25 protein-coding genes and 1 pseudogene are annotated in these 26,330 nt (G+C 69.0%); 12 read left to right on the forward strand and 14 right to left on the reverse strand.

The genetic code is table 11. The features are described 5' to 3' along the window. A partial coding sequence (locus AAH991_RS36295; protein ID WP_346230476.1) for a type IV secretory system conjugative DNA transfer family protein occupies positions 1-963 on the reverse strand: 963 nt, incomplete at its 3' end. A gap of 413 nt (positions 964-1,376) precedes the next feature. Between AAH991_RS36295 and AAH991_RS36300 the strand changes: the two genes are divergently transcribed. The 4 genes from AAH991_RS36300 to AAH991_RS36315 all read left to right on the forward strand — a co-directional run bounded on the left by AAH991_RS36300 (position 1,377) and on the right by AAH991_RS36315 (position 3,704). Beyond that, positions 1,377-1,637, forward strand: a complete 261-nt coding sequence (locus AAH991_RS36300; RefSeq protein ID WP_346230477.1) for a hypothetical protein — start codon at positions 1,377-1,379, stop codon at positions 1,635-1,637. Next, positions 1,634-1,945 carry a type II toxin-antitoxin system PemK/MazF family toxin gene (locus tag AAH991_RS36305; RefSeq protein ID WP_346230478.1) on the forward strand — a complete coding sequence of 104 codons (312 nt, stop codon included), beginning with the start codon at positions 1,634-1,636 and terminating at the stop codon, positions 1,943-1,945. The genes AAH991_RS36300 and AAH991_RS36305 overlap by 4 nt, the downstream gene beginning before the upstream one ends. A 215-nt stretch (positions 1,946-2,160) precedes the next feature. Beyond that, complete coding sequence (locus AAH991_RS36310) at positions 2,161-2,733, forward strand: hypothetical protein (RefSeq protein ID WP_346230479.1); 573 nt, start codon at positions 2,161-2,163, stop codon at positions 2,731-2,733. Between the two features lie 398 nt (positions 2,734-3,131). Further along, the gene (locus AAH991_RS36315; RefSeq protein WP_346230507.1) at positions 3,132-3,704 is read left to right on the forward strand and encodes a DUF6000 family protein; all 573 of its coding nucleotides are present in this window, start codon (positions 3,132-3,134) and stop codon (positions 3,702-3,704) included. Positions 3,705-3,781: 77 nt separating this feature from the next. Here the strand turns inward: AAH991_RS36315 and AAH991_RS36320 are convergent, their stop codons facing one another. From AAH991_RS36320 to AAH991_RS36325, 3 genes and pseudogenes are all read right to left on the reverse strand, one after another. Then, a complete protein-coding gene (locus AAH991_RS36320; RefSeq protein WP_346230480.1) occupies positions 3,782-4,255 on the reverse strand; it encodes an HAD domain-containing protein in 474 nt (157 codons plus the stop codon). A gap of 20 nt (positions 4,256-4,275) precedes the next feature. Further along, a pseudogene (locus tag AAH991_RS40595) lies at positions 4,276-4,407 on the reverse strand (IS256 family transposase); the annotation flags it as partial. Between the two features lie 105 nt (positions 4,408-4,512). Then, a complete protein-coding gene (locus AAH991_RS36325) occupies positions 4,513-5,967 on the reverse strand; it encodes a putative type IV secretion/conjugal transfer ATPase (RefSeq protein WP_346230481.1) in 1,455 nt (484 codons plus the stop codon). Positions 5,968-6,563: 596 nt separating this feature from the next. Here AAH991_RS36325 and AAH991_RS36330 point away from each other — a divergent pair. After that, positions 6,564-7,316: a restriction endonuclease gene (locus AAH991_RS36330; protein WP_346230482.1), complete on the forward strand. Its 753-nt coding sequence runs from the start codon at positions 6,564-6,566 to the stop codon at positions 7,314-7,316. 292 nt (positions 7,317-7,608) lie between these two features. On the opposite strand, the gene AAH991_RS36335 is transcribed toward AAH991_RS36330, so the two are convergent. The 7 genes from AAH991_RS36335 to AAH991_RS36365 all read right to left on the reverse strand — a co-directional run bounded on the left by AAH991_RS36335 (position 7,609) and on the right by AAH991_RS36365 (position 13,289). Beyond that, positions 7,609-7,830, reverse strand: a complete 222-nt coding sequence (locus tag AAH991_RS36335; RefSeq protein ID WP_346230483.1) for a hypothetical protein — start codon at positions 7,828-7,830, stop codon at positions 7,609-7,611. 98 nt (positions 7,831-7,928) lie between these two features. Next, positions 7,929-8,498, reverse strand: a complete 570-nt coding sequence (locus AAH991_RS36340) for a hypothetical protein (protein WP_346230484.1) — start codon at positions 8,496-8,498, stop codon at positions 7,929-7,931. Positions 8,499-8,750: 252 nt separating this feature from the next. Next, positions 8,751-9,179 (reverse strand): hypothetical protein, encoded by a 429-nt coding sequence (locus AAH991_RS36345; RefSeq protein WP_346230485.1) that lies wholly within the window; start codon positions 9,177-9,179, stop codon positions 8,751-8,753. A gap of 221 nt (positions 9,180-9,400) precedes the next feature. Beyond that, positions 9,401-10,846 carry an SCO6880 family protein gene (locus AAH991_RS36350; RefSeq protein WP_346230486.1) on the reverse strand — a complete coding sequence of 482 codons (1,446 nt, stop codon included), beginning with the start codon at positions 10,844-10,846 and terminating at the stop codon, positions 9,401-9,403. Between the two features lie 31 nt (positions 10,847-10,877). After that, positions 10,878-12,263 (reverse strand): TrbL/VirB6 family protein, encoded by a 1,386-nt coding sequence (locus AAH991_RS36355; protein WP_346230487.1) that lies wholly within the window; start codon positions 12,261-12,263, stop codon positions 10,878-10,880. 4 nt (positions 12,264-12,267) lie between these two features. Then, a complete protein-coding gene (locus tag AAH991_RS36360; RefSeq protein WP_346230488.1) occupies positions 12,268-12,987 on the reverse strand; it encodes a DUF8175 domain-containg protein in 720 nt (239 codons plus the stop codon). Beyond that, a complete protein-coding gene (locus tag AAH991_RS36365) occupies positions 12,984-13,289 on the reverse strand; it encodes a hypothetical protein (RefSeq protein WP_346230489.1) in 306 nt (101 codons plus the stop codon). The genes AAH991_RS36360 and AAH991_RS36365 overlap by 4 nt, the downstream gene beginning before the upstream one ends. Positions 13,290-13,472: 183 nt before the next feature. Between AAH991_RS36365 and AAH991_RS36370 the strand changes: the two genes are divergently transcribed. The 5 genes from AAH991_RS36370 (at position 13,473) to AAH991_RS36390 (ending at position 17,036) form a co-directional block, all read left to right on the forward strand. Next, positions 13,473-13,802, forward strand: coding sequence for a hypothetical protein (locus AAH991_RS36370; protein ID WP_346230490.1), 330 nt, complete (start codon positions 13,473-13,475; stop codon positions 13,800-13,802). Beyond that, positions 13,772-14,773 carry a C40 family peptidase gene (locus AAH991_RS36375; RefSeq protein WP_346230491.1) on the forward strand — a complete coding sequence of 334 codons (1,002 nt, stop codon included), beginning with the start codon at positions 13,772-13,774 and terminating at the stop codon, positions 14,771-14,773. The genes AAH991_RS36370 and AAH991_RS36375 overlap by 31 nt, the downstream gene beginning before the upstream one ends. 571 nt (positions 14,774-15,344) lie before the next feature. Next, the gene (locus AAH991_RS36380; RefSeq protein WP_346230492.1) at positions 15,345-15,938 is read left to right on the forward strand and encodes a S1 RNA-binding domain-containing protein; all 594 of its coding nucleotides are present in this window, start codon (positions 15,345-15,347) and stop codon (positions 15,936-15,938) included. Beyond that, on the forward strand, positions 15,935-16,855 hold the full coding sequence (locus AAH991_RS36385) for a hypothetical protein (protein WP_346230493.1): 921 nt from the start codon (positions 15,935-15,937) through the stop codon (positions 16,853-16,855). The genes AAH991_RS36380 and AAH991_RS36385 overlap by 4 nt, the downstream gene beginning before the upstream one ends. Before the next feature lie 10 nt (positions 16,856-16,865). Further along, positions 16,866-17,036 carry a hypothetical protein gene (locus tag AAH991_RS36390; protein ID WP_346230494.1) on the forward strand — a complete coding sequence of 57 codons (171 nt, stop codon included), beginning with the start codon at positions 16,866-16,868 and terminating at the stop codon, positions 17,034-17,036. 419 nt (positions 17,037-17,455) lie between these two features. Here the strand turns inward: AAH991_RS36390 and AAH991_RS36395 are convergent, their stop codons facing one another. After that, a complete protein-coding gene (locus tag AAH991_RS36395; protein WP_346230495.1) occupies positions 17,456-18,232 on the reverse strand; it encodes a hypothetical protein in 777 nt (258 codons plus the stop codon). A 1,143-nt stretch (positions 18,233-19,375) separates the two neighbouring features. Between AAH991_RS36395 and AAH991_RS36400 the strand changes: the two genes are divergently transcribed. Both AAH991_RS36400 and AAH991_RS36405 read left to right on the forward strand, forming a co-directional pair. Beyond that, positions 19,376-20,479 carry an AAA family ATPase gene (locus AAH991_RS36400; RefSeq protein WP_346230496.1) on the forward strand — a complete coding sequence of 368 codons (1,104 nt, stop codon included), beginning with the start codon at positions 19,376-19,378 and terminating at the stop codon, positions 20,477-20,479. A gap of 2 nt (positions 20,480-20,481) precedes the next feature. Next, positions 20,482-21,516 (forward strand): hypothetical protein, encoded by a 1,035-nt coding sequence (locus AAH991_RS36405; RefSeq protein WP_346230497.1) that lies wholly within the window; start codon positions 20,482-20,484, stop codon positions 21,514-21,516. 359 nt (positions 21,517-21,875) lie between these two features. Here AAH991_RS36405 and AAH991_RS36410 read toward each other — a convergent pair whose 3' ends face one another. Next, complete coding sequence (locus AAH991_RS36410) at positions 21,876-22,436, reverse strand: hypothetical protein (protein WP_346230498.1); 561 nt, start codon at positions 22,434-22,436, stop codon at positions 21,876-21,878. A gap of 2,164 nt (positions 22,437-24,600) precedes the next feature. After that, positions 24,601-25,533 (reverse strand): hypothetical protein, encoded by a 933-nt coding sequence (locus AAH991_RS36415; protein ID WP_346230499.1) that lies wholly within the window; start codon positions 25,531-25,533, stop codon positions 24,601-24,603. Positions 25,534-26,330: the final 797 nt, after the last annotated feature.

Here is a 26,330-nt window from a genome sequence, read left to right on the forward strand (position 1 = left end):
GCCCGCCTCGGCGAGCAGCTCACACGGGGTAGGGACGGCGGGCTCATCCAACCAGCGGGCCACGTGGTGCAGGGTGCGGCCGGAGGTCGCCGCGGCGAGGAACAGCGCCGACAGCAGGTCCTGGGCGGCGGGCCCCCACAGGTCCCGCTTGCCGGGATCCTCGACGGTGAGCACGAAGTGCCCGGCCAGGCGGTGGGCATCCTCGACCGTCGCCAGTGCGCGCAGGGGGTTCCACCACCAGCGCTGCGGCTGGTAGGTGATGGACTGCGGGTCGAACAACCACACCCTGCCCCGCCGCTCGCGCAGCTCGGCGGTGGCGGCCCACAGATCCTCCTTGTTGCTGGTGGCCACGACCGCGCCAGGCGCCGACAGCACGTGCGGGATGCTGCGCGCCGTGGTCTTACCCGAGCGGGGCGCCATGAGATCGACCTCGGTGTCCTCCCAGCTGGAATACAGCACCGGGCCGCGCCCGCGCGGCAGCAGCTGCTCGCCGAGCTCCAGCCCGGTCTCCCCCGGCTGCAGGTCGTCCGGTCTCCGCACGGCGAGGGAGGTGCGCAGGCGGATCGCCTTGTGCGCGGTGGGCAGGGCCTGGAAGGCGGCCAGTCGCGGGTTGCGGGCCAGCGCCGCGACGGGGTCCCCCGCGACGGGAAGGCGGCGCAGCACCGCCCGGCACACCGGCAGCGTCACCGCGGCGGCGGCCACGGCCAGCACCGCGGCGATCCCCGCGACCGCCCAGGTGGGCGTGCCCGGCCAGGCGTGGGCCGTACGGCCGTGCACGACGTCGGCGACGAACCCAGTCCCCAGCGGGGCCACCGTGCCGCCGGTGAGGAGCGCGGTGAGCCTGGCCGCCGCCCACACCACCACGGTCACGGCGGCGATACCCCACAGCGCGGCCAGCAGAAACCATCCGCCGAACGCGTGCCCGGGGATGACCGGCGCCTTCGGTCCCGGGACCCGGCTCACGTGTCACGGCCCGCATGGTGCGACATATCCATGCCGGCGAGCCTGCGAATGACGCGTTGCTCACCATGTGACGCGGCGCCTATACAGGCTTGTTCGCACAGAGCTGTGCCCCGGCTGGCGTGCCGAGCAGAGGCATTACCGGGGCTTATGTCACTCAGAGTAGCACCGGAGGCACGGGCGAGAGATGGAGCAGGCTGAGCGGCTGCGTGAGATTCCTTCCGCCGCCCGGGTCGGGGCCCCGCACGGGCACGCCGTCATCGCGGCATGGCGTCGGCGGGACGAGCGAGACGACACCCGCTCCCCGTATTCCGGTGGCATCCGGTCATCAGGGGAAGTAGTGAAGAGGCGGCTGGGACCAGCCGCGGTCCCCGGCTCCCCTACCCCAGGTAATACCTGACGGCTACACTCTGGGTATGGCGAAGGATAAGACCTCGATCAGCATCGCCCCCTGGATTCTGGAGAAGGCACGGGCGCACGCGGAGGCGAACGGGCTCAGCGTGTCGGCTGTCATCGAACGGGGCATCCTGCGCGAGCTCGCCGCATCCCACGACCAGTCCGCGCGCGCCGCGTATTACGGCTCCCCCGCGATCGCTGCCCAGGAGGCCGACGAGTCCGCTCTGCGCGACGACATCCGTGCCCATCTGAAGGACAAGCAGGGCGGGGCCGCAGCGTGACCCACCGGTTCGGGGAACTCTGGACGGTCCAGCTCGCCGACCGCGAAGAGGTACGCCTGATCGTATCCGGCGACTTCTACCACACCCTCTACGGCGACAACGTGCTCACCGCGTACGTCGAAGCCGCCGACCTGGCCACCACGTTGACGGCGTTCTCCGTCGACGTCGGTGGCGGCCGGGCGGCGATGGTCGACCGCATCACAACCGTGCACAGCGGCCGGCTGAAGGAGAAAGTGGGCGACCTGCCGCAGGCGCGGCTCGCCGACGTCCGAGGCATGCTCGCCGCCATCTTCGGCTTCGCCAGCTGATCCCACGCGTATGCCCCCGGCGATTCACCGCCGGGGCTTCCTTTTGCATGAGCCCGGTACGTGCCGCACCTGGCGGACGTGATGGAGAACGGCGGGCTCGGTCCCGCTATTGGTGTCCGGTGTTGAGCCGTCTCTGCGACCTTCCCCGGCAGCCCAGCCCTAGGCACGGCGAAGAGTAGAGCAGCGAGTACGCACAGTGACGTAAGGTCGGGTTCGTGCTGTGGGCCTTCGTCGATGAGAGCTGTCGGGTGCGCGCGGACGACGACTGTGTCTATGCCTTGGCTGCGGTTGTCCTTCCTTCCCGCGGGCTTGAGCACGTCAGGTCATTGATGGACAGCCTGCGGTATGGGAAAGCCCCGACGGTGCACTGGAGAACGGAACGGGCGCCTCGCAAATCCCTGATCGCGCAGGCGGTGGCGTCCATCGATTTCGCCTCGGTGGTGGCCGTCAGCCTGCACGGCGCGGGGAGCCGTCCGGAACGCGCCCGGCGGCACTGCCTGCTTCGATTGCTGCCCGAACTGTCGGCGCGCGATGTCGGGACGGTGGTCTTCGAGTCGCGCAGGACGCAGGACGCACACGACCGGGCGATCTTGACGGTGCTTCGCAGACGCGGTCAGGTCGCTGCGGGAATGACGGTCAGGTGGGAGCGAGCCAGCTCGGATGCGGCGTTGTGGGCGGCTGACGTCCTCGCCGGCATCGTGACAGGGTGGCTGGGCGGGGAGGGGCCGTGGTGGCCGCTGTTCGAAGAGCGCGTCACTCTCCTGGAAGCAGGAGAGAGCGACCGGTGAAACGCGAACGCCGGGCTCCCGATTCCATCGGGGGGTTCCCGGCGTCACTTCCGCACCCCAGAGAGTGCGACACACACAGTATCCGCACGCTGCCTTTCCGCTGTCAAGCAATCCGCCCTGCGACACGGGCCGGCGCAGCGCCTTCCCTCCTAATCGGCCACACCCGCGTGCTGCGCCTTCATCGGGCGGCCACGACCATGCCCGGCCTCACTGCGCTTCGGCGCTGAGGCCCGGCGGCTGCACGAGGCGGCCGGATCCGGGGCAGTACCCCGCGCGACAGGCTCGCCCCCTTCCCGCGGCGACGACAATGCCAGCATGAGCAGCGCCCGGGACAACGACTCCGAGAGTTCAGCAGCAGGCACCAGACCCACGGCGCCGACATCGTCCAGCGTTACGTCATCTGGGATCGCGACGAGCCCCGCTACCTCAAGCTTCTCGGTGGGAAGCTTCCCAGGCTCAGTAATCGGTTCAAGGCCGCCCTCGCCGGCGACGCGCGTCACATCAGCGACGAAGACCTCCACGAACTCCTGCGCCGCGACTGGCGGCCCCGCCTGACCGCCGCATGGCTGATCGGATTGGACCGCCGTGTTCGCTTCCGCCAGACTGTCGGCGAGCTTCTCCTGAACAGCGAGGTCTGCTACGCAGGCCAGGGCTACTGCTTCGCCCTCGCCAACTTCGGGCAATCCCACGACGCCGAGATCCTCACCGCCTACCTCGACCGTTACCTGCCCAGAACCGACTGCTACTACGACCAGCACTGGGCCATCGGCGCGCTCCTTCATCTCGACGACCGCCTCGGCACCCACCACGCCGACCGATACCTCACCACCGGCCTGTGGCAGGCCTCCGCGTTCTCCCGCCTGGACCCCGCCGTCTACCAGCAGGCGATCAGCGACCTCTGCGATACCGCCCGTGCTCTCGGCAACGTCGCCGGCCAAGGCGGCCCCGGTTTCGGAGACTTCGAGGCGTGACCACCGCTTCACCAGCCATCACCCGGGGTCCTGGGTCGGGACCAGGGCGGTTGCCAGAGCCTGCGGATCGTGGTGATTCACAGGGTTCGACACCATCGATCGAGGACTGTGAAGTCGTCGTCGGCGAGTCCCCGGTATGACTCCACATGATGGAGGAGAGCCCGACCGCTGTGGTGCTTGGAGACCCACTCCCTGTCGGCGTCGGTGATCTCGTCGTCGACCCAGGCGAACGGGCGTCCGTCCGCCCAGTTCACCAGGGTCCGGGTCTTCCAGCAGAGCCCGAACCATCGGTCCTCACGTTTGTGCTGGTCGGTGGGCTCTGGCCAGCTAACGACGGGCAGTCTCGGCAGCCCGATTCGGGGTGCTATCTCGCTATTCGCCTCCTCTTCCCAGGTTGTCGCCCAGACGAGTTCGCAGGGCAGCGCTGCCAGCCGATTTCCCACCTCGGAGGTGAGCTGCGCCAAGCGCGAGCCGGATGTAGTACCCCTCGGTGCGCGTTGCGGGTCCTCGCCGAACGGGAGAAGCGGCCCATCGACGTCGAGGAAGAGCAATGGGCGCCGGCTATGACCGGTCATGCTGTGCTGACCCCATCACGTTCGACAGGTACGCCGCGTTCGAAGCGGGCTCCGGCAGGCATGAGAATCACGAGGCAAGGCGAGTCGGCCGAGCGCCAGCGCTGTTGGGCGGACTCGATGAGCCTGAACCCATGGTGCTGGCGGCACTGAACTAGGGTGCGCATGGGTGTGTCCTACCAGCCGACGCGCCATGACGGCCTGCTCAGTGCCGCGTGAATCGATCACTCGGGATGTTACGCTCCCGAGTCGATCCGCAGGTTCTGAGCATTGCCCCCGACCTGTTCGAAAGGGCCGAACTGCGGGTCAGTGTCATACAGGCGGTATTCCTCACCGACCAAAGACAGCTCGACCGGGATGCCGAGCCGCTCCCCCGTTTTGATCAGGTACTTGCCGCGGCCCGGATGCCTGGCTCCCGGTTGCCAGGAGTCCGGTGCCGACCAGGAGGCGACCAGCTCGGTCTCCGGACCAGTGAGCGGGGTGACCTCGGCGACCCGGGCGAGCTCGCGCGGCGGCAGCCCGGCCAGCACCGTGATGGCCGAGCGGTCGGCGAACCCCCGGGCTTTGGCCCTGTCCTCCTCGGCGGTCAGCGCGTCCAGGTCCGCCAGTGAGTGCGTCACCATCACCGACGCCATGCCCTTGGCGCGGTTCAGCCGTGTCAGCGCGTCGGCGTACTCGACCAGGCCGGGCGCGCCGCGCAGCGCCCGCCACAGCTCGTCCATCACTCCCAGCCATGCGCGGCGCGGCGCCAGGCCGAGCTCGCTCAGCGCGGCGCAGGCGTCGACCATGGCGAATGAGTACGCCCAGGTGGACAACATCGCCGCGGTGAGCAGCTTGTCGCCGGCCGCGCCGATCCGGGAGATGTCGATGGCGACCGCGGGCGCGGTCAGGTCCAGGGGGCGGGTGGTCGGCCCGTCGAACACCCCGGCCAGCGACCCGGTGCACAGCAGGTCGAGAGTGAACACCAGCTCCCGCGTCCGTTCCCGGTATGTCCCGTCGGTGTCGGCCCGGGCGGCCGAGCGCAGCGCCTCGGGTCCTTCCTCGATGACCGTCAGGACGTCGGGCACCGTCGGCTCGCGCCGCAGCCGCTCGTCCACCAGGTCGACCGCGCGGCCCAGGACGACCTCCTCGAAATTGGTAATCCTGCTTTCCCGAATCAGCGTGCACAGCGCGAGCAGCAGCGACAGCCGCCGGCCGCGCACCTCCCAGCGCAGCCGCTGCGCCTGCGGCCCGCTCATCCGCTGCAGCGCGGCGCCCAGCGGCCCGGCATCCAGGGGGTTGAGCCGGTCCATTCCCCGCCCCACGCCGATGACCTGCCCGCCCAGATGGCCGACCAGCGGCGTGTAGTCGGGTTTGGTGTCGCCGAGGATCAGCGCGGTGGAGCCGAACGCGACCGCCCCGACGACCAGGCGCTTGACGAGGGTGGACTTGCCGGTGCCGGGCTGGCCGAGCACGAACACCCCGGGGTTGGTCACCAAGCCGGCGCGCAGCCAGGTGAGCGGGTCCAGGCAGACGACCTCACCGGACAGCTGATGCCGCCCGATCGGCGTGCCGATCGACGGGGCGCCGGCGCCGGCGACGAACGGGTACATCCCGCACACCTGCGTGGTCGTCGCCTGATACTCCACCCCCGGCGCGACGTGCACCGCCCGCCCGCCGTACGGTCTGCGCCATCCCCGCACAGGCGCCACCGGCCGCCCCCTCCCCCGGCTCACAACGTCCGGTACGGCTCTCGCCTCCTCGATGCCGCCAGGACCGGCTGACGGCACCAGGAGTTCACCGCGCGGGCGAAGCTGCACCACGGTCACGACATGCCTCCCATCGGGTGTATGCCCGCACTACGTCACAGGAGGGTTGCTCCGACCGTGACGTGAGCCGGCCCTGCCCCAGCAAGCGACAGCGGGAGGCTCTGCGCCGCAGCTGGACGGGGTCGGGGTGACGCTGAGGAAACAAGCGGCTGACTTTATAGGAAGTTAGTTATTCTTTTCCGGTACGAGGTGAAGCGCCGGTTATTTTCAGCATTTGTCGGTGCCGGATGCTTACATTTCTCTGTGGCCACCGAGGCCGCCCCTGCCATTCCCTCGATCCCCCCAAGGAGATGCCCCATGCCCTCTGACATGTACTATCGGCGCGGACATTGGGTCAGAAGACCGAAATCAAAAAGCGGAAGGATTTCGGGCTGGATGGTCCTGGCCGTCATCGCCGGGGTGATCTGGTTCGTCTCCCACGGCGCCAGTGAGCAGCAGGAGGTTCCACAGCAGCCGCCGATGTCGGAGAACGTCACCCGATGACGCGCCGGAAGTCGCGTTCACGCCTGCTCCGAGCCTGGACGCCGGCCAACTCGAACGAATGGATCGCGGCCCTTTTCGTCGTTTTCATCGCCACCGCACTGCTCGTCCAGGCAATACGCGCACTCATCGGCGCGATTTTCGGCCACTGGTATATCGCGGCCGGTCTGGGATTCGGTCTCGCGATCGCCATCGCGGCGACGCTGTGGTGGCAGGTCGCCGCGGTCCGGCGGCGCAGCGCCCGGCTACGGCACCTGAGGCTGACCCTGCACGAGTTGGACGCCATCAGTCCGCAGGCCTTCGAGTTCGCCGTCCGCGATCTCATGCTGCGCGACGGCATGAACGCCAGACACGTCGGCCGCCGGGGTGACAAGGCGGCCGACGTCGTCGCCCTCGACGACCGCGGCCACCGCATCGTCGTGCAGTGCAAGCACACCACGACCTGCGGCAAGGTCGGAGCCAACGTCGTCTACCAGGTGAACGGGACCGCGGGACCCGCGCACGGCGCCGACGTCGCCGTGATCGTCACCAACGGTTCCTTTACAGGGGGAGCCCGGGAAAACGCCGCCGAGTTCCGGATCCACCTCATCGGACGGCAGGACCTTGCCCGCTGGGCCGCAGACGGCGAGTCTCTTCAGCGTCTGCTGAGGCTGACCACCCCGCTGCGGCGACGACAGCGCCTGCGCCACACCGCATTGACCCGCCACCGCAGCCCGTCACTACGGGAAGCAGATTCGCAGGAGGTCACGTGAGCACGAACGACGCCAGCTCCACGAGCCGGAAGATGACTCCCGAGGACGCCCGACGCATCCAGCGCAGCGCTGACAAGAACCCGCACGGTAAGACCGCCACCACAGGGTTCAAGCAAAGAGCGCAGTCGACGGCCGACACGTCCAGGAGGAACTCGAGACGCGGAAGGTAGCCCTCAGCCGGGCTCGACGATCAGATGGTGAGCAGGGCGAGGGCGGACGGCACCGGGCAGGGCGTGTGCACGATGGCGGCCGCTCGGCGTGCGCTCAAAGCCGCACCCCGACCCCGACTGGTTCAGGCGCTCTCGCGGCGCCGCCAGCGTGCCAGGATGCGCTGGTCCTGCTCAGCCTCGTCGCCCTGCCACAGCTCAGCTTCCCGCTGGGCGAAAGGCAGCCACTGCGGGTATTCCGGGTCGTCCGGGCGGACCTCGCGGGTGCCGTCGACTTTGGTGCCGTTAGGCAAGGTGGTCGCGGCCGGCACGCGGAGCACACCGCCGGGCAGCATTATCACGCTCATCGCCGCGCCTCTCCATTCAACAGCCGAGACCATGGCCGCTTCGCCAGCATAACCGCAACGTTTGCCCGCCTACCATCACAGGCATTCCCCGAGCGCCGTCATCCGATGCCGTAGCGACCCGACAGCCAGTGATAGGCGCGTTCGGCCGACGCCTCGTCCCCGCCGAAAAGCCGGATCAGGCGGGTGACCTTCCTGATGAGCGTGCACGCGAAGGCCTCGGCGAACAACTCGCCGGCATCTTCCCGGTAGGGCCGCATCAGGCGGTCTCGGCAGCTGTCCTGCAGGTGCTGCCAGAACTCCTCGCGTGAGGGGTAACCGTCCATGTGATCGCAGGCATGACCCAACTCGTGGCCGCACACGCTGACACTCGTCGACGGGACGGTACCGATGCCAATGCGGCGGGTGTTGGGATCGTAGACGCCCGGAGTCAGGTCCCAGGAGGCGTCCTGAACGGGCAGTTGCAGGCTCCGCAGAGACTCGAACCCGGGCAGGTCCGGCACCGAGCCGTAGCCCAAGTAGATGCCCCCCGTGAGGTGGGCCGCCAGGCGGACCGCGAGGGCGTGAGGCACCGCGGCCAGCGTCATCACGGCGAGGAGCAGCTCGGCGTCGGGGAAGGTGTCCGGACTCCAGCCGCGTGTCAGCCGCTCCTCCAGGGGCCCGACGTGCATCCACCCGGGACGTCCCCGATTCTGGCCGGCCAATCGCGAACCCTCCGCCTTCCGATACAAGATCAGGTGCAAACTCTAGCCAGGGCCCGGGCGACGGGGACGCTTCACCCTGACGGAAGCCGGGCGGCACAGCGGGGGCATCGGGTTCCGTGCGGCTAGGCATAAGGCCGGGCCAGGCAGCCCGACCGACAGATCCTGGCTGAAGGACCGCGGTCAAGCCGTGGTCTCCCGCCGACCGGCGCGATGACCGTGTCAGCGACTACTGAGCCCGGTCTCGTCCGGCAGGGCGCGATCGGTGACGACCAACTCGTCCGCCAGATTGAGGACGCGCACCCGGCCGTGATCGAACTCCAGCAGGAGCCCGATCTCCGCGTCGAAGTGTCGATCCACGATGTGCCTCACCGCTCGGATCGATTGACCGAGGAGACCGCTCATCGGGAAGGCCGGCGGGGCGGGAGCGACGATGACCCGGCCGCACTCGTCCATGTCGTAGTCACCGTGTGGTTGATCAAGGGTCAGTTCGATCGAGTCGTCCGGCGCTGTATGGAAGCGGACGGGGCCCAGGCCGCTCACGTGAAGCCACATGTGCACCAGCGAGGGCTCGTCAGCGCTCGGGTGCTCGTGCAACGACAGCGTCACCTGTTCAAGCCGCCGGCCGACGAGCTCGTCAGCGGAGACCACCCCGTCATGGTGTCACGGACGTCCAGGCCGCCGCGTCCAGGCGTGGGTGGACGTAGGCGTGCCGGCCGGCGGCCTCGTCACTGACGCCGAAACGACACCGAGGACAAGGAGCAGAGCCCGGCCGGACTGTTGCCCAGTCCGACCGCCGAGGCCTAAGCGCCGTCCCGCTGCTGACTCGCCGGCTGGGGCCCTGAATGCGGCCTGGACTCGGACCGCGGCCATCAGCGCCGGACCAGGACGGGTGGGCAGGTGCCACAGGGCAGGGTCGCGGCGAAGCCTGCGGCCTGGGATCCGGTCAGCAGCCGCAGGCGGATCTTGGAGGACTCGGCGGCCGCCTCGGTCGCGGCGATGGCCTGTGGCAGGTCCGTGGCGTCGAGCACGGTGACGGTGACGAACATGCCGATCAGGCACACCCCGGCGCCCATGGCCTCCTCTCTCGCCGCCTGCCGGGCCCGCGCCTGATCGAAGGCATCCCGCGCGGTCTCGTCCCTGCCCAGGCGATGCCGATAGGCCTGCCGGAACGCCGCCGAGGTGACCTCGCTCTCCAGCACTCTGTCGGCGGCCGCAGCCGGCAACGGCCGATACTGCAGCGTCACCCGCTTCAGGTAAGGCCCGGGCGCGACCAGCCGGGCCAGCACATCAGAGTGCACGTTCTGCCGCGGCGCCTCCTGCCAGCACCACGAAACCGACACCCCGCTGTCGTGCCGGTAGCAGCCCGCCAGCTCCTCGGCCGACAGCGGCACGGCATCCGCCCAGCCGGTGGCAGGTGCGCCGGGCTGGGGCCGGCTCGCCTCACCGCGCGCGGCCGGGTCGAAGGCCCCGCGCACGACGGCGGCGATCTGCGCCGCGGTGGCCCGCCCCAACTCTGTGACCCCGCAGGAGCCCAGCGCCGACTCCAAGCCCTCCAACGTACGGGACACCTCAGCCACGGCCGCCTCCAGTGTCGGCGGCGCCGACGGCGAGGCCGCCGGATCGAACGTCAAAGAGACCCGGGTCTCGACGTGCGCCGCCGCGGCCGGCGCGGACGCGACCAGCTGAGCCAGGATGGCCCTGGCCGTGGCAGGCGCGGCAGGGTCGATCGCCGCGGCGACGCTGCCGGCGAGATGGCCGCCCGGCTCTGGGGCGGTCTCCACGGTGACGCTGACCCAGCGCAGCATGGGCACGTGTCCGAGCGAGGCCAGCCAGGAACCCCAGCAGGCGACCCAGGTGTCGGCGTCATCGGGGTCGGCGAGCCAGGGTGAGGCGGCCACGACCCGCAGCGTCGCGGTCAGGTGCCCACTGCGCCGGTTCCACACCAGCCCGAACGGCCTGCCGTACCCGTCACAGGCCGACAGCAGCGCGGTCGCGGCGAGCACGCCCGGCAGCTCCAGCCGAGGACCCGAGCGGAAGCGGGTGAAGCCGCGCCGGGTGCCGTACCACCAGCGCCACCACGTCAGCAGCACCACGGCCAGGGGCGTGCCGCCGGAGGGCGCCAGGCCGAGCAGCGCCACCACGAGCACGGGCGGCAGCAGATACAGCAGCATCCGCGGGGACAGCGCGGTGGCCAGCAGCAGCGTCACGACGGCGCCGAGCACGGCGAAGGTGGCGCCGACGCCCATGCCGAGCAGCCCCATGCCGCGGCGGCGCCGCCAGCCCCCATACGTACGCGGTTCCCTCGGCTGCGTCATGTCCCGCCCGTCCTCGGAGACGTACGACGCGTCATGCCGGCTCCTGCCGCGGCGGATCCATCGAGGAGGAGACGGTGTCGCCGGCATTCTTCGCACCGGTGGCCAGCCCCGTGATGACCGCTCCCGCCGCGCCTGCGGCAGGACCCGCGGCGGCGCCGGCCTTCGCCGCAGACGCCCCAGACCCGGTCGACGCTCCCGCCGTACCCCCTGCGGCGGAGGGCGGGCTACCGGACGCGGCGGCCGCTGCGGAGGAAGGGCCCGCACCGGTCGGGGGCGGCATCGCCGAAGACATGAACCGGGCGTGCTCGACCGCACTCGCACCCCCCGCGCCGGAACCGGACCGGCCGCCGCGGAAGGCGCCGACCGCGACCGCTCCGCCCACGGCTGTGCCGAGCAGACCGCCACCGGAGGCCGCCTCGCTGACGCTGCCGCTCGCCCAGGTGAAGAACTTCAGCAAGGCCGGCAGCGCGAGGATCGACATGACGACCATCGCGAAGCCCATGAACGTCGCCCGGGCATCGGAGGCCTTCCCGAGCATGGTGAAGGCCGTCGCGTACACCATGGCGGCCGCGGGCTTGTAGAAGATCAGCGCCAGCATCCAGCCGGTCACCCGCCGGAACCACGGACGGGTGAGCGGCGTCATCGACCCGGCGGCCGCCAGCGGCAGCATCCCGGCCAGCACGACGAGCGCCGCCTGACGGAACAGCATCAAAACGGCCTGAACGGCCGCCATGACGACGCCGGCGATGCCGAGCACGATCACCACGCCCGGGGAGGCACCGGCCAGGCCCAGAACGGCCGCAAGCTTCGTGGACAGGTCGCCGGTGCTCATGCTGAGCACCCAGCTCGACCACTCGTCGCCCGCCTTGAGCAGCAGGGCGGGCAGCAGGACGCCGAGGCTGCCGGTGCCGAGGATGACGAGCACGCCCGTGCCGGCGTCCAACAGGGGCGCGGTCTTGCGCGTGACCGCGATCTTCGCGGCCGCCGCCAGCAGGGACACGGCGGCCACCGCCACGGCGAACGGCAACGTCCACTGCTGGATCCGCCCGATCGCGTCCACCGCCGACGGACCGCTGCACCCGACCACGGGGTCGGCGACCAGACAGGGCGAGTCGACGCGGGTCCACCAGGAGACGGTGTTGGTGACGACCCACGACACGGCGTACTGGATCGCCTGCGCCAGGCCGTCCACGCCGTACTGGACCGCGCCCTTGGCCGCCGTCCCGGCGAGGTCTCCCAGCACCTGGCCGCCGCCCTCGACCGCCTGGCGGGTCAGGGTTCCGGCGCCCGGCAGCGCGCCGTTCGCGACGGTCTCGGCGACGCACATCGGGGAGGTCAGGTCGACGCACCCCGGAGACGGCGCCGGCGCGATCGCGTAGGCCGTCCCCGCTCGTTCGCCGGCCGCGAAGAAGTCCATGCGATCATCCCCGATCCGGGAACAGGGTGTAGCCGGTCAGGTCGGTCACCGGCGCCGAGGACTGCGTCCAGTCACCCCCGGGCGGGGCCACCACCCGCCAGTCACCGTCCCGCCACACCACCCGCAGCCGGGTCGAGATGCGCACGGTGGAGCCGCCGCGGCCGGGCCCGGCGGCGACCACGTCGACGATCGCGAGATCAGGTGTGTATGCCTGCCAGCGGAACGCCTCCTGCACCACGTACGCGCGGCCGAGCGGCGCGCCATCGGCGACGCCCGCCGCCGCGCGAAGGCTGTCGTAGGCAGCGTGAACGGCCCGCAGCAGCGCCGGCCGGTCCGAGCCGGTGAACTGTTCCGCGATGGTCGGCTCGAACACCGCAGGCCCCCAGCGCGGGCTGGCCCGCATCCCCAGGTGCAGCGCCGCCAGCAACGCCCCCGCCGGGCTCTGGACGAAACCTGACGCCCGATTCCCGACCACCGCGTGCGGGCCGTCGGAGGCGGAGTACGGCAGGCGCACCCCGTGGAAGTCCGCCCACCGCCAGCCGCCCAGGTCCACCTCCGCGCTGGTGCCGGTGGGCTGTGCATGCGCCGACGCTGTCGGCCTGCCGGCAGGCGAGGGTTCCCGGGTGGCCGGCAGCATGGACAGCAGCACACCCGCCGCGATCAGCACCGCGGTGACCCCGAAGAAGACGAGCAGCCTCCGGCGCCGCCGCAGAGGAAGGCTCATCCGAAAATCGCCGTGATGATCGGCACGGCGACCGCGGCCAGCGACACCCCGAGCAGCACCTTGGGCAGCTCCGAAGCCCCTTCGGCCGCGTAGTGCGACCGGCCGGACTGCCCGAGCGCCATCTTCCCGGCGCAGATCAGGATCCCAGCGACACCCAGGATCAGGCAGGCCCACTTACCCCACCCGAGCAGCAGGTCGATCTTCGGCTGCAGTCCCGGTGGCACCTGCGGCGGCGGGTTGTTCACCATGTCGTACGGCGGCACGACCATGCCGACCGCGTCCTGCAGCGCATGCAGCCACATCAACGCCTCTCCCCACATCCCTCGAGCTCGCTCCGATCGCCTCCCAGCAAGCCGCAGCGGCGTTGCACGTCTCGTGACGCGCAGGTCCTGCACCGGCCGTCCGCCGCAAGGGCGGGTCACAGGCCATGCAATCGACCACCGGTGTCCTGCCCCTACGACGACAGCGGGAAGGAGACGGCACCCATGCGCACGTCGATCGGCTTGCGGGCAGGCTCGCCGGTTACGGTAGGCGCGCACATCGGCGGCGACCCGGATCAGGCAGCCGGACTGCGGCCCCGCCGCACCAGGCAGACGACGAGCGCGCTCGGCGGGCCGCAGCACGTCCTCGCCCTTGACGCCGCGCCCATTGCCCGCGTGATGACGCGCCGCGCTGGGGCTATGCGGGACCGTGCGTGCAACTGCCGCGAGACGACGCCGACCCACACGTCCGACGGGCGACGTCGGGCGGCCGCCCCCGGGCGGCCCGCCGTCCGCCTGGTCGGGTGGCTCGTCGACGCGATCCCGCCCCGCTGATGGGGTGGCGCTGGGCGGGGGCCGCCGCCATCGCGACGGTGACGCTCCCACTGCTGATCGCCGTGTTCATCCTCTGTCAGCCCCCGATCCCCGCCGGCGGCGCCGGGGACGCGACGCCGAGCGAGCGGGCGCTCGCCGACATTCCCGCGTCGTACCTGCGCTGGTACATGGACGCCGCGCAGACCTGCCCGGGCCTGTCGTGGACCGTGCTGGCAGCCATCGGCAAAGTCGAATCCGACCACGGCCGCGACCCCGCCTCCCGGCGCCCCAACGCGGCCGGGGCTCGCGGGCCCATGCAGTTCCTCCCGGCTACTTTCGCCGCGTACGCGGTCGACGGCAACGACGACGGCCGCACTGATGTCTACAATCCCGCGGACGCGATCCCCGCCGCCACCGCCTACCTGTGCGCCTCCGGCGCAGCCACCGACGTACGAAAGGCGCTGTTCGCCTACAACCACGCAGGCTGGTACGTCGACCGGGTGCTGGCCAAGGCCGCCGAGTACAGCACCGCCGTCCCTGCCGTCGCGGGTGATGCCATAGGGGCGATTATCGCCTACGCGCGCCAGCAGATCGGCAAGCCGTACATCTGGGGCGGGACCGGCCCGGCCGGGTACGACTGCTCCGGCATCGTCTACATGGCTTACAAGGCGGCCGGAGTGACAATCCCCCGCACGACCTTCGCGCAGTGGCCGTTCGGCGTCCACGTCCCCACGGGCCAGGAGCAGCCCGGCGACCTGGTCTTCTTCTCCTCCGGCCCGGGCAACGCGCCGGGCCGTCCTGGGCACGTCGCCCTCGTCATCGGCGGCGGCCAAGCCATCGAAGCCCGCTGCACCCGATGCGGTCCGATCAAAATCACCGCCTACCGCTCGCGCGGCAACATCGTCGGCTACACCCGCCCCCTGGCCAACCCCGGGGTCAAGCGTGTGCTCAGCGGCAGGGCCGCCGCCGTGCCGCCGCCTGTGCCGAGATGACGCCTCTGACCCCCGGGATGCCTACAGCTGCCTGCCGTGGGCGTTCCGCCACCATCAAATCCTCGACAGAGCCGACGCAGAGGCGAGCAGAACGCGCATGTCCGACCCTCCTTATCGTGCCACGTCGGGTTACAGGCAGGCCGCACGAGCCGTGAATACACCGATCATGTCGCTCAGCTTCGCGGCGTGTCCCCCGCCGACTGTCCCAGCATGCCGCGCACACGCCTCGTCGGCGGGAGGCGGCGCCTTCCGTGTCACGGCCGAGCCGTGACGATTCGTCGCGGCGGACGCGTTCGTCGAGCCGGGCGGACGCCTGGTGGATGCGCTCGCGCAGGTCGGCCGGGATCTCCGGCCACCCAGGGGAGGCCAGGAAGTCGGTGGCCGCCTCGGGCCCCATCCGGCGCAGGAGCACGGCCGCGACCAGGTCCCAGTTCTGCACTGTCGCCACGGTCCCATCCCCCAGTTCCGTCACCCTGCACGTGACGGAACTACCCGAACACCGCGACCGCCCTCAAGACGCGGGCGCCAGAGCGCCTGGCAGGAAGATCAGGCAGCATGATGGGCAGACCGAATGATCGCTAAGGTAGGAGCGCTGCCCGTCGCCTGCTTCGAAGGCGAGATCGGGTACGCCGGGAGCAATGAGATGCCGAACCCAGCCCTCAACCAGCGTGAAGTGGACTTCCTGCGAACACTTCGCCGGGGTCAGATCATCACAGGAAGGGTCACCGAGATCGCCGACTTCGGCGTGATCTTCGTGGACATCGGTGCATTCACCGCGACGATCAACGTCCCTGAGCTGTCGTGGCGGCCCATCAACCATCCTTCCGATGTCGTCACCGTCGGCCAGGAGGTCACGACGGAAATCCTCGACGTCGATGTCGAGTGCGGGCGCGTGTCGCTCTCTCTCAGGGCGCTACAGGAAGACCCGCTGATCGGCATCCAGCAGCAGATCGGCCGCACGGTTACCGGCCCGGTCACCAAGGTTCTTCCCTTCGGCGCCTTCGTCCGCGTCGACGACCCGACAAACGGTCTCGAGGGCCTCGTACCCAGCTCCGATCTCGCCGGCAGGGACGTCGAGATCGGCGACCTCCTCGCCGTGGAAATCGTTCACGTCGATGTCACCCGGCGACGGATCGAACTCGCCCTTGCAGCGAGGCAGGCATGAGAAGCCGCCGCAGGAGCCAGGAGGCCGGTGAGGTCGACGACCGGGAGGTAGCCGCATTCCTCGCAGCGATGGCATTCGTCGAAATCCGATTCCTGGCCGGAAAGGTCCGACGCGAAGAGGAAGAGGCTTCGCCGGCCGCTGTTCTCGATCGCATCAGGTCACTGGCCGACCTCTGCCACAACATGCCAGGGATCGCCAGGCCGTCCACCGGGCCCGCCTCCCGCACGAACCCGCGTACGAGCAGCCGAGAGCGCGCGATGACCGAACGACCCATGAGCTGGACGTGGAACACCGCCAGCCCGGAAGGGCGCACATGGATCCTGGAGCAACTCGATCAGGCCGGATTTCGCTGGACGCCCCCGCCTCCGCTTCCGACTCCCCGTAAGGGCCCGCCACGCCTCGGTCTGCGGCAACGATTCGGGGTGCTGCAGCGCTGGCCCGTGCGAACCCCGGCCGGGCGCCCGCCACTTCCCCGGCAGGCACGCGTTCTCAAGGCGCTGGACGCTGATGCCATGTGCGCGATCCACGACGAAGCCGCAACGCTTCGGCTCGGCCTCGGCGCGGGCGGCCCGTGGCTGCGAGCCCACCTCGATCCGGAAAGTGCCCACTACCTGGTGCCGGATCCAGCTGACTACTACTGGCCTGACCCCGATGGGAAGATCCGCTGGTGGCAATGCCGGACGCTGCTGCGCATGGCCGACGGCGAGCAGGTCAGCAGCTCGGTCGCCGTACTCCCCGAAACCTTCACCGCACTGCCCTCCACCCTCCCCCGCACGCGGCAGCGCCGCCTGGTGCACCTCGCTCGGGCGACCGAACGAGACACCTACCTTTGGGACCGAGACCACACGGCGGAATGCAGCCCCCAGCGCTGCGGCTACACGCCGGACTCCAAAAGCTCGGAGACGCACAGTGAGTAGGAGACGGTACGTGGCACGGGGGGTGCCAGGCGGTTATCGCATCTGGGACAACAAAGCCCGCCGATGGTGGGGAGATCTCTACGAGCTGTGCCCCGACGACCTTCTGGACGAACTGAACGGCGGCGCGGACTACGAGAAGATCACCGCTCTGCTCAGACGATACCGAGCCCTCAAGCGCTGATCGGACGCGCTACGAGGGGTGCGTGCGGAGAACGGCGCCTCCCCGACGGGGCCACCGGTCTTCGGCCAGGTCGCCGCGGCGGTGCCGCCCACGGGACATGCAGCTCGTCGATCAGCACGCGGATCCGTCCCGCGTGGCGGGCCAGGGCGGCCCTCCCACGCCTCGATCTTGTCCCCCGCCCCACCGCCCCGATCGGGGCCCGTCGAGCGTGGGGTGGGATGGGGCTGCCGGTGGCCGCCGGCCATCACGCCGTTATCGCCCAGCCCACCCACCAGCTGCCCGGTGCCGGCCGCCGATCTGCACGTCCCGCGACCCCGGCGCGCCCTCGCCGGTCACCGTGAGAGACATCAGGCTCATGAGGAACAAGCCCGTGAAGGAATGCGGGGCAGCGCGGCGGCCCTATCGGAGGCTCCTCTCGCTCAGCGGCTTTGCCAGGCGACACTCTGGTGATCTTCGGCGAGTCTTGCCAGGGTTCCGACCCAAGGCCCGAGGCTGTCACGGAACTCCTGCTGCTCGGGAGCGTACAGCTCGGGAAGAACCATGACCCGCAGCCGGGCGGCGGCGATAGTCAAACGCTTGTAGTCGTGAGGACCGCTGGGCGGCAAGCCGATGCCTGCGATGGTCTGCCCGAGCTGCTCGAGCTCGAAGGAAAGATCGCCAGTCACCCGATCGCGCGCGTCCACAAGATGGGATGTGAGCCGCAGAAGTTGCTCCCCGTGCTGGTTCATCCACTGAGCTTCCTGATCGGAAAACCGCGACCCGAGTACGTGCAAATCGCCATCATCGGGGTGCTTGCGGTGATTCTCGGCATCCGCGAGCGAGAGGATGCGTGCCCGGGTGGCCTGTCTCGTAGACAACCCCACGCGTTCCCCCAGCGCCCGAAGTGTCACAGGGGGATGAGTGGCACCGCCTGCTCGCAGGAGTCGCAGCTCCAGGCTGTCGAGGTGAGCGGGAAGGGCGGGGATCGAGCGTCGCGCATAGGTGAGCAGGGTGAGCGCGTCCAGGACGTCGACCCCCAGTGTCTGGCGTGGATTGACCTCATGCTGTTCCGCAATGAACTGAGCGAGTTCGAGAGGGTCATCCGCCGCTCTTTGCAGATGGCGGTGCCCGTAGGGGCTCCCTGGTCGCTCCACGATCGCGTCTCGAGCCGCCTCCATCTCCTCCCGGCTGATGGTGGGGATGCGACGTGCGGGCATGCGTAAATTCTATCTTTACGCCTGCGCCTGCTCCTGCTTGCAAGGGGGTCAAATGCAGTGTGGGGAAGAGGCGTCACCTGTCATCTCGGTCGCGCGGACTCGCTGCCATCCCCTTCTCCCGGCCATCGGAAGTGCTCAGTAAGGGATCGGTGGGCATTCCTCCGCGACGGCTTGAGCGGGGGAGCGGGCCTCCTGTTGCTTCCCTGTGCGCCTCCTGCGGGGATACGGGAATGCGGCGAGGTCCCCCGGCCCCCTACGACTGATTCTCGGCCTCAGCGCGGCCCTACAAGGACCCCGATGGCGCGCGGACCTGCGTTCTGTTTCCCCTGCCTGGCAGCGAGTTCTACGGCTACCTGCCGTAGTTCCTCTCAGCTGACGGATGCCTCTAAGCATGGGAGATGCGGCAGGCAGGCATCTCGCAGGATCCCACTAGGAGGCTGGTTTCATGCGAGGGATCCGCGTGGGGGGCCAGTGATTCTTCAGTGCGCGACGCCGGGGCAGCCCTCCACCTGGCTAGTGGTGAGGACCTCGGAGAGGATGTCGCCAGGGGGCCGATCCTTTCAGGGACCCGATCTGAAAGACATGCGTCCTCGCTTGCTCGGTGTCGCCCGAGATGGGCGGATGGGAAGAGAACTGGGCAGGGTTCCGACAGTCGTCCTCGCCTGCGCCTACGCTCTGCCGCCTACTGCCGGACGTGTATCCACCGCTGCGACCATGGCCGCATGCGAGCAGACGGGGCAGCGCGGAACCGATCCAGATACCTGGCAGCATGGCAATGGGTAACGGAACGGTTAACTCTGCAGATCAGACCATATGCCTTTCACACAATCACACGTTCGCACAGTCGGCCTGTCCCACAGTCACGCAAGCGAGCGGGCGGGGCGTCATGGGACCGGCCCAGGCGCCCAACAGTGTGGAAGTAGGTAACGGAACGGCTAAGTCCCCAGCTCAGACCATGCGTGTTTCACACAATCACACGTTCGCACAGTCGGTATGTCTCACTGTCGCGCAAGCGGAGCGGAAGCGCCACGCCCGCCGGAAATCCCACTAAAGCTCTAAGGGGACCTCTAGCATGTCCCCTGCGGTCATGCTCCTTGACGAGCGACGCACCCTATGTCTCAACCGGAAGGCAGGATCCTTGGCATGTCGGTCACACCGGTACCGGAAGCCGCTCTCCCCGAAGGGCATGCGGATACGTCCACCTGGCTTGCCCATGACATCAAGTCGGTCGCCAACGTCGTCGCGCTGATGATGCGTAAGGGTGGCGCTGGTAAGACCACGCTGACGTTGCTGCTCGCGGATGCCCTGGCTCGGTTCGGGCTCCACGTCCTGGTTGTCGACCTCGACCCGCAGGGCAATAGCTCGATCGGCCTGGGCCACAAGGTGGTGCTGGAGCAGACCGGAGAGACGAAGCTCGGCAAGAAGCCAATCATGACGCCCACCGAGCCCACAGTCCTTGAAGTGATCGAGGCGGACACGGAGGGTGTGGCGGACGACGCGATCCAGATTGTCGACTGGGGTTATGACCCGGACGAGCCGTTCCACCGTGGAGGCCCGCTGTTCCCGGGAAGGGTCGGCAGGATCGGCGTCATCCCTTCCTACCGGGCACTGGAGGTGGCGGCCGCGACATGGCGGCCGAACGATCTGGAGAAGCTGGCGAACGCACTGCTGCTTCCGTCGGAGAAGGGTGGCATCGCTCCCAACGCCAAGTGGGACGTCGTACTCATCGACACCCCACCCGGTGGCTCCCTGATCTCGATCATGGCAGCCAAGGCCGCGTATCGCGCGCTGCTCGTGACCCAGGCGCAGCGGTTCGGTGTGGAGGCCATCCCGGAGACGCTGCTGCTGGTCGACGACATCCGGGAGAGCTACAAGCATGACGAGCTCGACGTGCTCGGTCTGGTGTTCAACGAGTACACCGAGCGGTCGCAGACGCAGCGCCACCTGATGGCAGAGGTCGACGCCGAGCAGCAGCGGGAGGGCTCACCGTACGAGGTCGACGTCTGGAAGGGCCGGGTGCCCAACTACACAGTGGTCGACAAGTCGCAAAACGCGGAAGCCCCCTTGTCGGCCTTCCTGACCTCCAGCTCGGATCGCGAGCCTGCGCGGAAGGTGTGCCAGGTCGCCGAAGGGGTGGCCATCCAGCTCCTGGAGGCGATCGGCCATCCGCGTGCGGGTGAGGTGAAGCAGGCGTGGAAGCAGGCGTGGCCTGCCGACCTGCGCATGCCGATCATTCGGGAGGTGTGAGAGTGGCGAACAGCCGGTTGAAGCCCAAGCCGATCACGGGATTCGGCCGGGCCGCTGAACCCGCCGAGGAGCCCGCGCCTGCTCCGGCCCCCGAGCCCGCGATCGAGCCGGCACCTCCCTCAGTGCCGTCTGCTGCTGTGGCGTCGAAACTCGAGGAGCCCGCGAAACAGGATTCCCCGGCGAAGGCGCCCGCTCCTGCCGAGGCGACGGCTACCGCGGCCGCCGTCCCGGTGGCGCCTGTCACCGAGGAGCCTCCTGCCGAGCAGGCCGCCGCGACGGTCGTATCCGTGCCGGCGCCCGTCCCGGAGACTGTGCCCACGCCTGCCCCCGTGCAGGCAGACCCCCCGCTGCAGGAGCGCCCCCCGGTGGCAGAGGAACGTCCCGCCGTCACAGCTCCGGCGCAGGAGCTTGGCGATGCCGGTCCCGAGCATGATGAGGACTACGAACAGGAGAAGCCCGAGCCCGAGCGGGAAGTGGCGGAAAGGCCTCGTACCCGCCCGGTGTCTCGCGGTGCCGTCTCCCGCATGCCGTCGGCGCGCGCCATTCTGGAGTTGCCGCGGACGCCCGCGTCCGCATCGTCGGGAGTGACTCTCGGGCAGGCGGGTCGCGCGGTTGCCGCGTCGTATCTCCTCGCTTCCGAGGGGGACGAGCGGTGGGCTAAGTTCTCCATCCGTCTCCCCGAGGACCTGCACCGGCGGTCGGTGCGGGCGATGAACCGACTCCGCAAGATGCTGAGAAGGCGAGGGCTCGGCACCAACCACGTGTGGAACGCCGCCCTGGCGGTGATGACGCCGGCGGACCTCGATGTATGTGTCGAGTGGGCACGGGCCCGCCGGCAGGCCAGCGATGGCATCGAGGCGCCGTCCCGATCGACGACCGTGCACCCTGCGGTGAAGGAAGCGATGACCGACCTCGAGGGCGACCTACGCGAGCACGCCCGGCACGGTCTCGTCGGATACCTCATCGCGGAGATCATCAACCGCTTCCTCGACAGGCTGGAGGCGGAGCTGCCGGACGTCAACGACTCAGCCGTGTGAAACCGGCGACGGCCCCGGAGCCGCCGACCGCGCTCCGGGCCCGTCCGCCTGCCCCTGACTGACGCCCCGGCCACGCCGGTGCACGGTCGTGCTCAAAGCGTGGGGACGCTATATCACCCCCGCAGCGATCACGGCCGCGCACCTTGTCCTTCGACATCCCGTATTCGCTGGCGAACTCCTTGAAGGTCGCCCCATCCCGGTATATGGCGGCTGCCTGGCCGACGTCGAACACAACAGATGCCGTCGTAATGGCCGAGTATCGGCAGCGCGACCGAACGTCTCACCTCATCGCCGAGTTGGGCTGGTTGCCCCGCGACGAGGGGGTGTGAGAGCCGCACCGGTTCGGTGCGGCTCCCGTCTCACGCCGATCGCAGTCTGCTGTACCGCCGCCGTTCCTCCGCGCTGCCGTGCACAGCGAGCACGGCGCGTAGGCGATCGGCGTCGAACTCGCCGTAGGTCGTCAGCAGTTCGACCGCCCACTCCAGCTTCGGGCCGATCTCCTGGCCTCGCGGCTGATTGCTGGACCAAATCTCCAGGTTTCCTGAACGGAGGCGACCTCGCTCATCCACCTTGAACGGCCCGTCCACCCGGTTGTCCGCGCGGTTCCCGTTGACGTGGTGAATCTCCTCGTCCGACCACAGCGGGCGGCCGAGAACCCCCTCGGTAATGACGCGGTGCTCGAACTGACGTCGCCCGTTCACCGTGACGTGGCGGTACCCGTTCTTGTCGATGTGGCCCGCCCCATCCGGTGCCTTCTCCGGGATCCTGTCTAAGGGGGCACCCTCAGAGCGGCGGCGCGCATGCGTACGGCACAGCCCGTCCATAGTGTAGGAAGGGCGGATGTCACCGAAGGATTGGCACATCACACAGGGCTTGTCACGGTTGTCCTCGCGCTGGATGACCGTCAGGGGTCGCCCCATCTTGTTTTGCCAGTAGTGCCCGGAACAGAAGCCACCAGTGTGGACGGGAAGATCACACTCTGGGCCTGGGCAGACGCCCTCCCTGGCCTGCCTCTCTCTTATGGGGGTGAGAGGTTTGTCCTTCTTCCACTGACGGTAGTGTGTGAGACAGTAGCCGCACTCGTCCGTGTGCCGGACACGACCACAATCAGGGAAGTCGCAGAGACTGGCAGGCGCACGGCCGTCCTTCCGCGCCTGAATCAGATGCTTGCGACAGAAGCCGTACGCCTTGTGCTTGTTCTCGCAGCCTTCCTCAGAGCAGGTTCTTCCGGTGGGGGCTCGTCCCCGCGCGACCTCGGTTTTGAGAAGTCCAGCCCTCCAAGCCCTCTCATAGCAGAGACGGCAGAGGCCACGCGCTTTGATCTTGACCGGGTTCTTGCACCCGTCGGTGACACATGGCATCCGACACACCGGCCCTCCATACGTTGAGCAATGCGCTCATCCGTTCGAGATCGGTGCCCATCGTATTCACACGAAACGGGCCTGTCGCAGGGAATTCCCATACGGCAAACCCGCAATAACTGGGAGGACTGGGCGAAATTACCCCGGACTAGCGACTCCGGGCGATCGCACACCATGCCCCCCGCGCCGTCCAGCCAGAACCACTGCCGGATGCCGACCAACCCAGGGGCGCGGTTCAGCCGCGTCAGCGCGTCTGCATACTCGACCAGGCCGGGCGCGCCGCGCAGCGCCCGCCACAGCTCGTCCATCACCCCAGCATGAGCGCCCGTCGCGGTGCTGATCGAGACAGCCACCGACTGCCTGTCGAAGAGCTTTCAGCCGTACCCGAAGGACGCGACGAGGTAGGCGTCCTGCTGTATGGCTGAGGTGTCGACGACCCGCATGTGCCACACCTGCTTCTTGCCGCTGACCGAGACGCTGACGGCGAGGGTGTAGGCGCCGTTGTCGTCGGTCTCCAGCCGCCGGGTTTGATCCCCAGGCGGCCGGTCTCGGGTAGAAGGTGGGGTACACCAGCTCGCGCAGCAGGCCCTGCCGCCCAGGCGGTCACCGTACGGGCGACCTCGCCGAAGGCACCGGCATGGGGAGGGCGACCCGCAGGCGCAGGGTTCTGGTCGGGGTTGCGGTAGCGCACGTACCACCACAACGGCTTGCCGAGCCGGGACAGCAGGTCGGGCAGGTGCTCGGCCAGGATCGCGTTCTGCCGGTGCAGCTCGCCGTATTCCCGGGTGGCCTATACCCGCTGACGGCCACATGAGCTCCGGCAAGCCCACGGGGATGAGCGGTCAACGGCGTCAAGACGATCTCCCTGGTGACCGTGGGCGAGCGTCTCGCCCGCGATGTTCAGGAGGCTCTCCTGCGTCTCGGGTGGACGCCCGACTGCGCTGCGCCTGACGGTCGAGTGCCTTGTGCTGGTCGTCGCGGGCCCGCCACACCCAGACCGCCTGGTCGCCCACCACTCCCGGCGGTGGCCGCCGTGCCCGCCGCGGCGGCCACCGCGGCGGCGGCCCGGTCGGCGGCATGGTGTGCGGTGCTCACGAACAGCGGCCCGACCGCCTCGCGGGCTTCGGCCACCCACCCACTGGGTGGCGGGCACGATCCGGTCCGCGTCGAGGGGGGTCGGTCTCGGCCCGGATGTCAACCTCGTACTCCGGCAGCGCGGTCGTGATCTCCCGCTGCTTGGACCACAGCCTCTCCCGAGGACTTCGTCCTCCGCCGTCGCGAGGACCTGCGCCAGGGTCCCCGACGGTGGGGTGAGCGTCGGGCCGGTGCACCTTCGGCGGTAGCGCCCGGGGACAGGCAGGGTGAGCGCGCTTATGCGCCGCCCGTGCAGCCGACCCCCGCAGGTGCAGGGTAAGTGCGCGCTGCGCGTCCTCCGCGCCGTGCACGCGCAGCCCGATGACCCGCTCGGAGCAGGGGCAGGCCGCTATAGCGTCTACAAGGTCACGACCGTCCATGGTCCCGCGGGGTCGCGGGGTTTTAAGCGGGACGGGCCGGTGTCGGCCGCCCAAGGCCGGCGGAGGCGGCGGGCGGCCGACGATGAATGGAAAGGACGGGCGCGGCCACTGGGAGGTGCGGCTGCCAGTATCGTACTCGCGGCCGCCAAGGGCGCACGGGTTCTGACGGGGCCGGAGTCGCGCCTGTGACGCCGTGGTCTGGCCAGACGCTAGCCGATCGCGAACGGCCCGCCAGCCTCGTTCAGCTCGTCGGGGCGGTTTGGCGGCCGGACGGCGGGCGGCTCCCCCCCGGGAGCCTCCTGCAGTGCTTGCATGACGCCCTCCGGGTTACGGATGAGCCCTGGGTGCCGCTTCAAGTATGTGATCTCCTGGGGGGTCAGGTTACGGATGTCGACGCGGCCATTCGCCTTGACGAGTAGAAGGGACCCGACGATCGCCGTTCCGCTTTCGATCTTCTCGAAGGCGGCGATGAGCTTGGCCGCCGCGGCGGCCTCCTGGTCATCAACCGTTGCTTGGCTCTCATCGACTAGGCGCAGTTCGGCTGCTCTCTGGATTTGCGCCTGCAGTAGCTTGCCGTCCTCACCCCGCAGCCACATCCGAAGACGCTGGAAGACGCTGCCCCAGATTCCGGGAGATGCTTCAATGTCGGAGCCGTCGTAGGCCTCCACCATACCTTTTAGCGCAGCGACTACCTCTGGATAGTCCTCTGTATTCTCGAGGTACAGGAGGACAGGTAGAGACTGCTTCTGATACATGCCGTCCGGATGACCGACATCCATGGTCAGAGGGCTTTCCAGCTCAGAGAGCGCTTCTCGAGTCTGTTCCTGCGCCTGCTGAAAGTAGTGATCAGGGGCAGGTGCCCTGCGCGGAAGGCCGTAGAGGTCAGGCATCGGGTCAAGGTAGGCCTCCCTTTCCACAGCCAGTCCTCGTGCCAGTGCTGCAATCCGGGCCTCCCAGGCACGTATCGCAGGTCGACTAGCTTCCGCTGTGGCGTTCTGAGCAAGGTTGGCAATCTCGGCTAGCCTGGCCCGCAGCTCTGGTTCGTTCACCCGCTCTTTGAAAGTGAAGCGGAGCTCGCCTATAGCGCTCGCGAGGTCGATGATGATCTTCTTGTCGACGTTCGGCCGGGCAGCGAAGAGCACACAACCCAGAGGTACTTCCAGCGCACGCGCCAGCCAAGCGGGAGCATGCTCCATCACGGATTGAAGGGGGTGCCGCTCGTCTTCTGACAGGGTCACTGGGATCTCGCAAGGGGTGGAGGTTTTGTTTGGTCCCCCATTCTCACGGAGTGAGCTGATCGTTGTGGGGAAACGAGAGCTCCCGATAACGCGAGCAAAGGAATCTACGCTGTAAAGGCGCGGCCATCGCACAACACCTTCATGAGAGGCCCGTTATCCGGGCCTCTCCCTCCCCCCGTATACCGGACACTCGAACCCAGGATTACCCATCGGTGCCCAAACCCCGGCCCCCAGCGGCGCCGCGCAGATGCGCCGGTTGTCCACTGCCTTCACCTTAGCGGGGCTTTACAAAGTAGATCGCGCAGCCGGATCCGCGGTAAGGAACCGTCCGGAAGGTCGAGTAGGGGAGCGTGCCCCACACCGTAACCGCTCCAACAACAGGCCGCAGAATCCCTGCAGCGTCGACTGCAGGGGGTAGAGAGCAGCACAGCGGGGGACCGGCTGTCACGGACCGAGCAACGCCCCCACGGCCTTCTGAACCCCATGACAAGCCCGGACCACACAACCACACGGGCCGCCCCCGCGACGCTCAGGCCGTATAAGCCCGGCCATCGCCCCCCAAGGCGGAACCGCGAGCAAACAGCCAACGACCTGCGCTGCCACAGGCACACGCCAGCGCCAAAGAGCAGGAGCCGCAGGTCAGCCGGGAGGGGCGACACCCCGGGCAGCGACACTCCGCGTCACCACGCTACGACACGCCG

The sequence above is a fragment of the Microbispora sp. ZYX-F-249 genome, from assembly GCF_039649665.1.
In the GTDB taxonomy this organism is placed as follows: domain Bacteria; phylum Actinomycetota; class Actinomycetes; order Streptosporangiales; family Streptosporangiaceae; genus Microbispora; species Microbispora maris.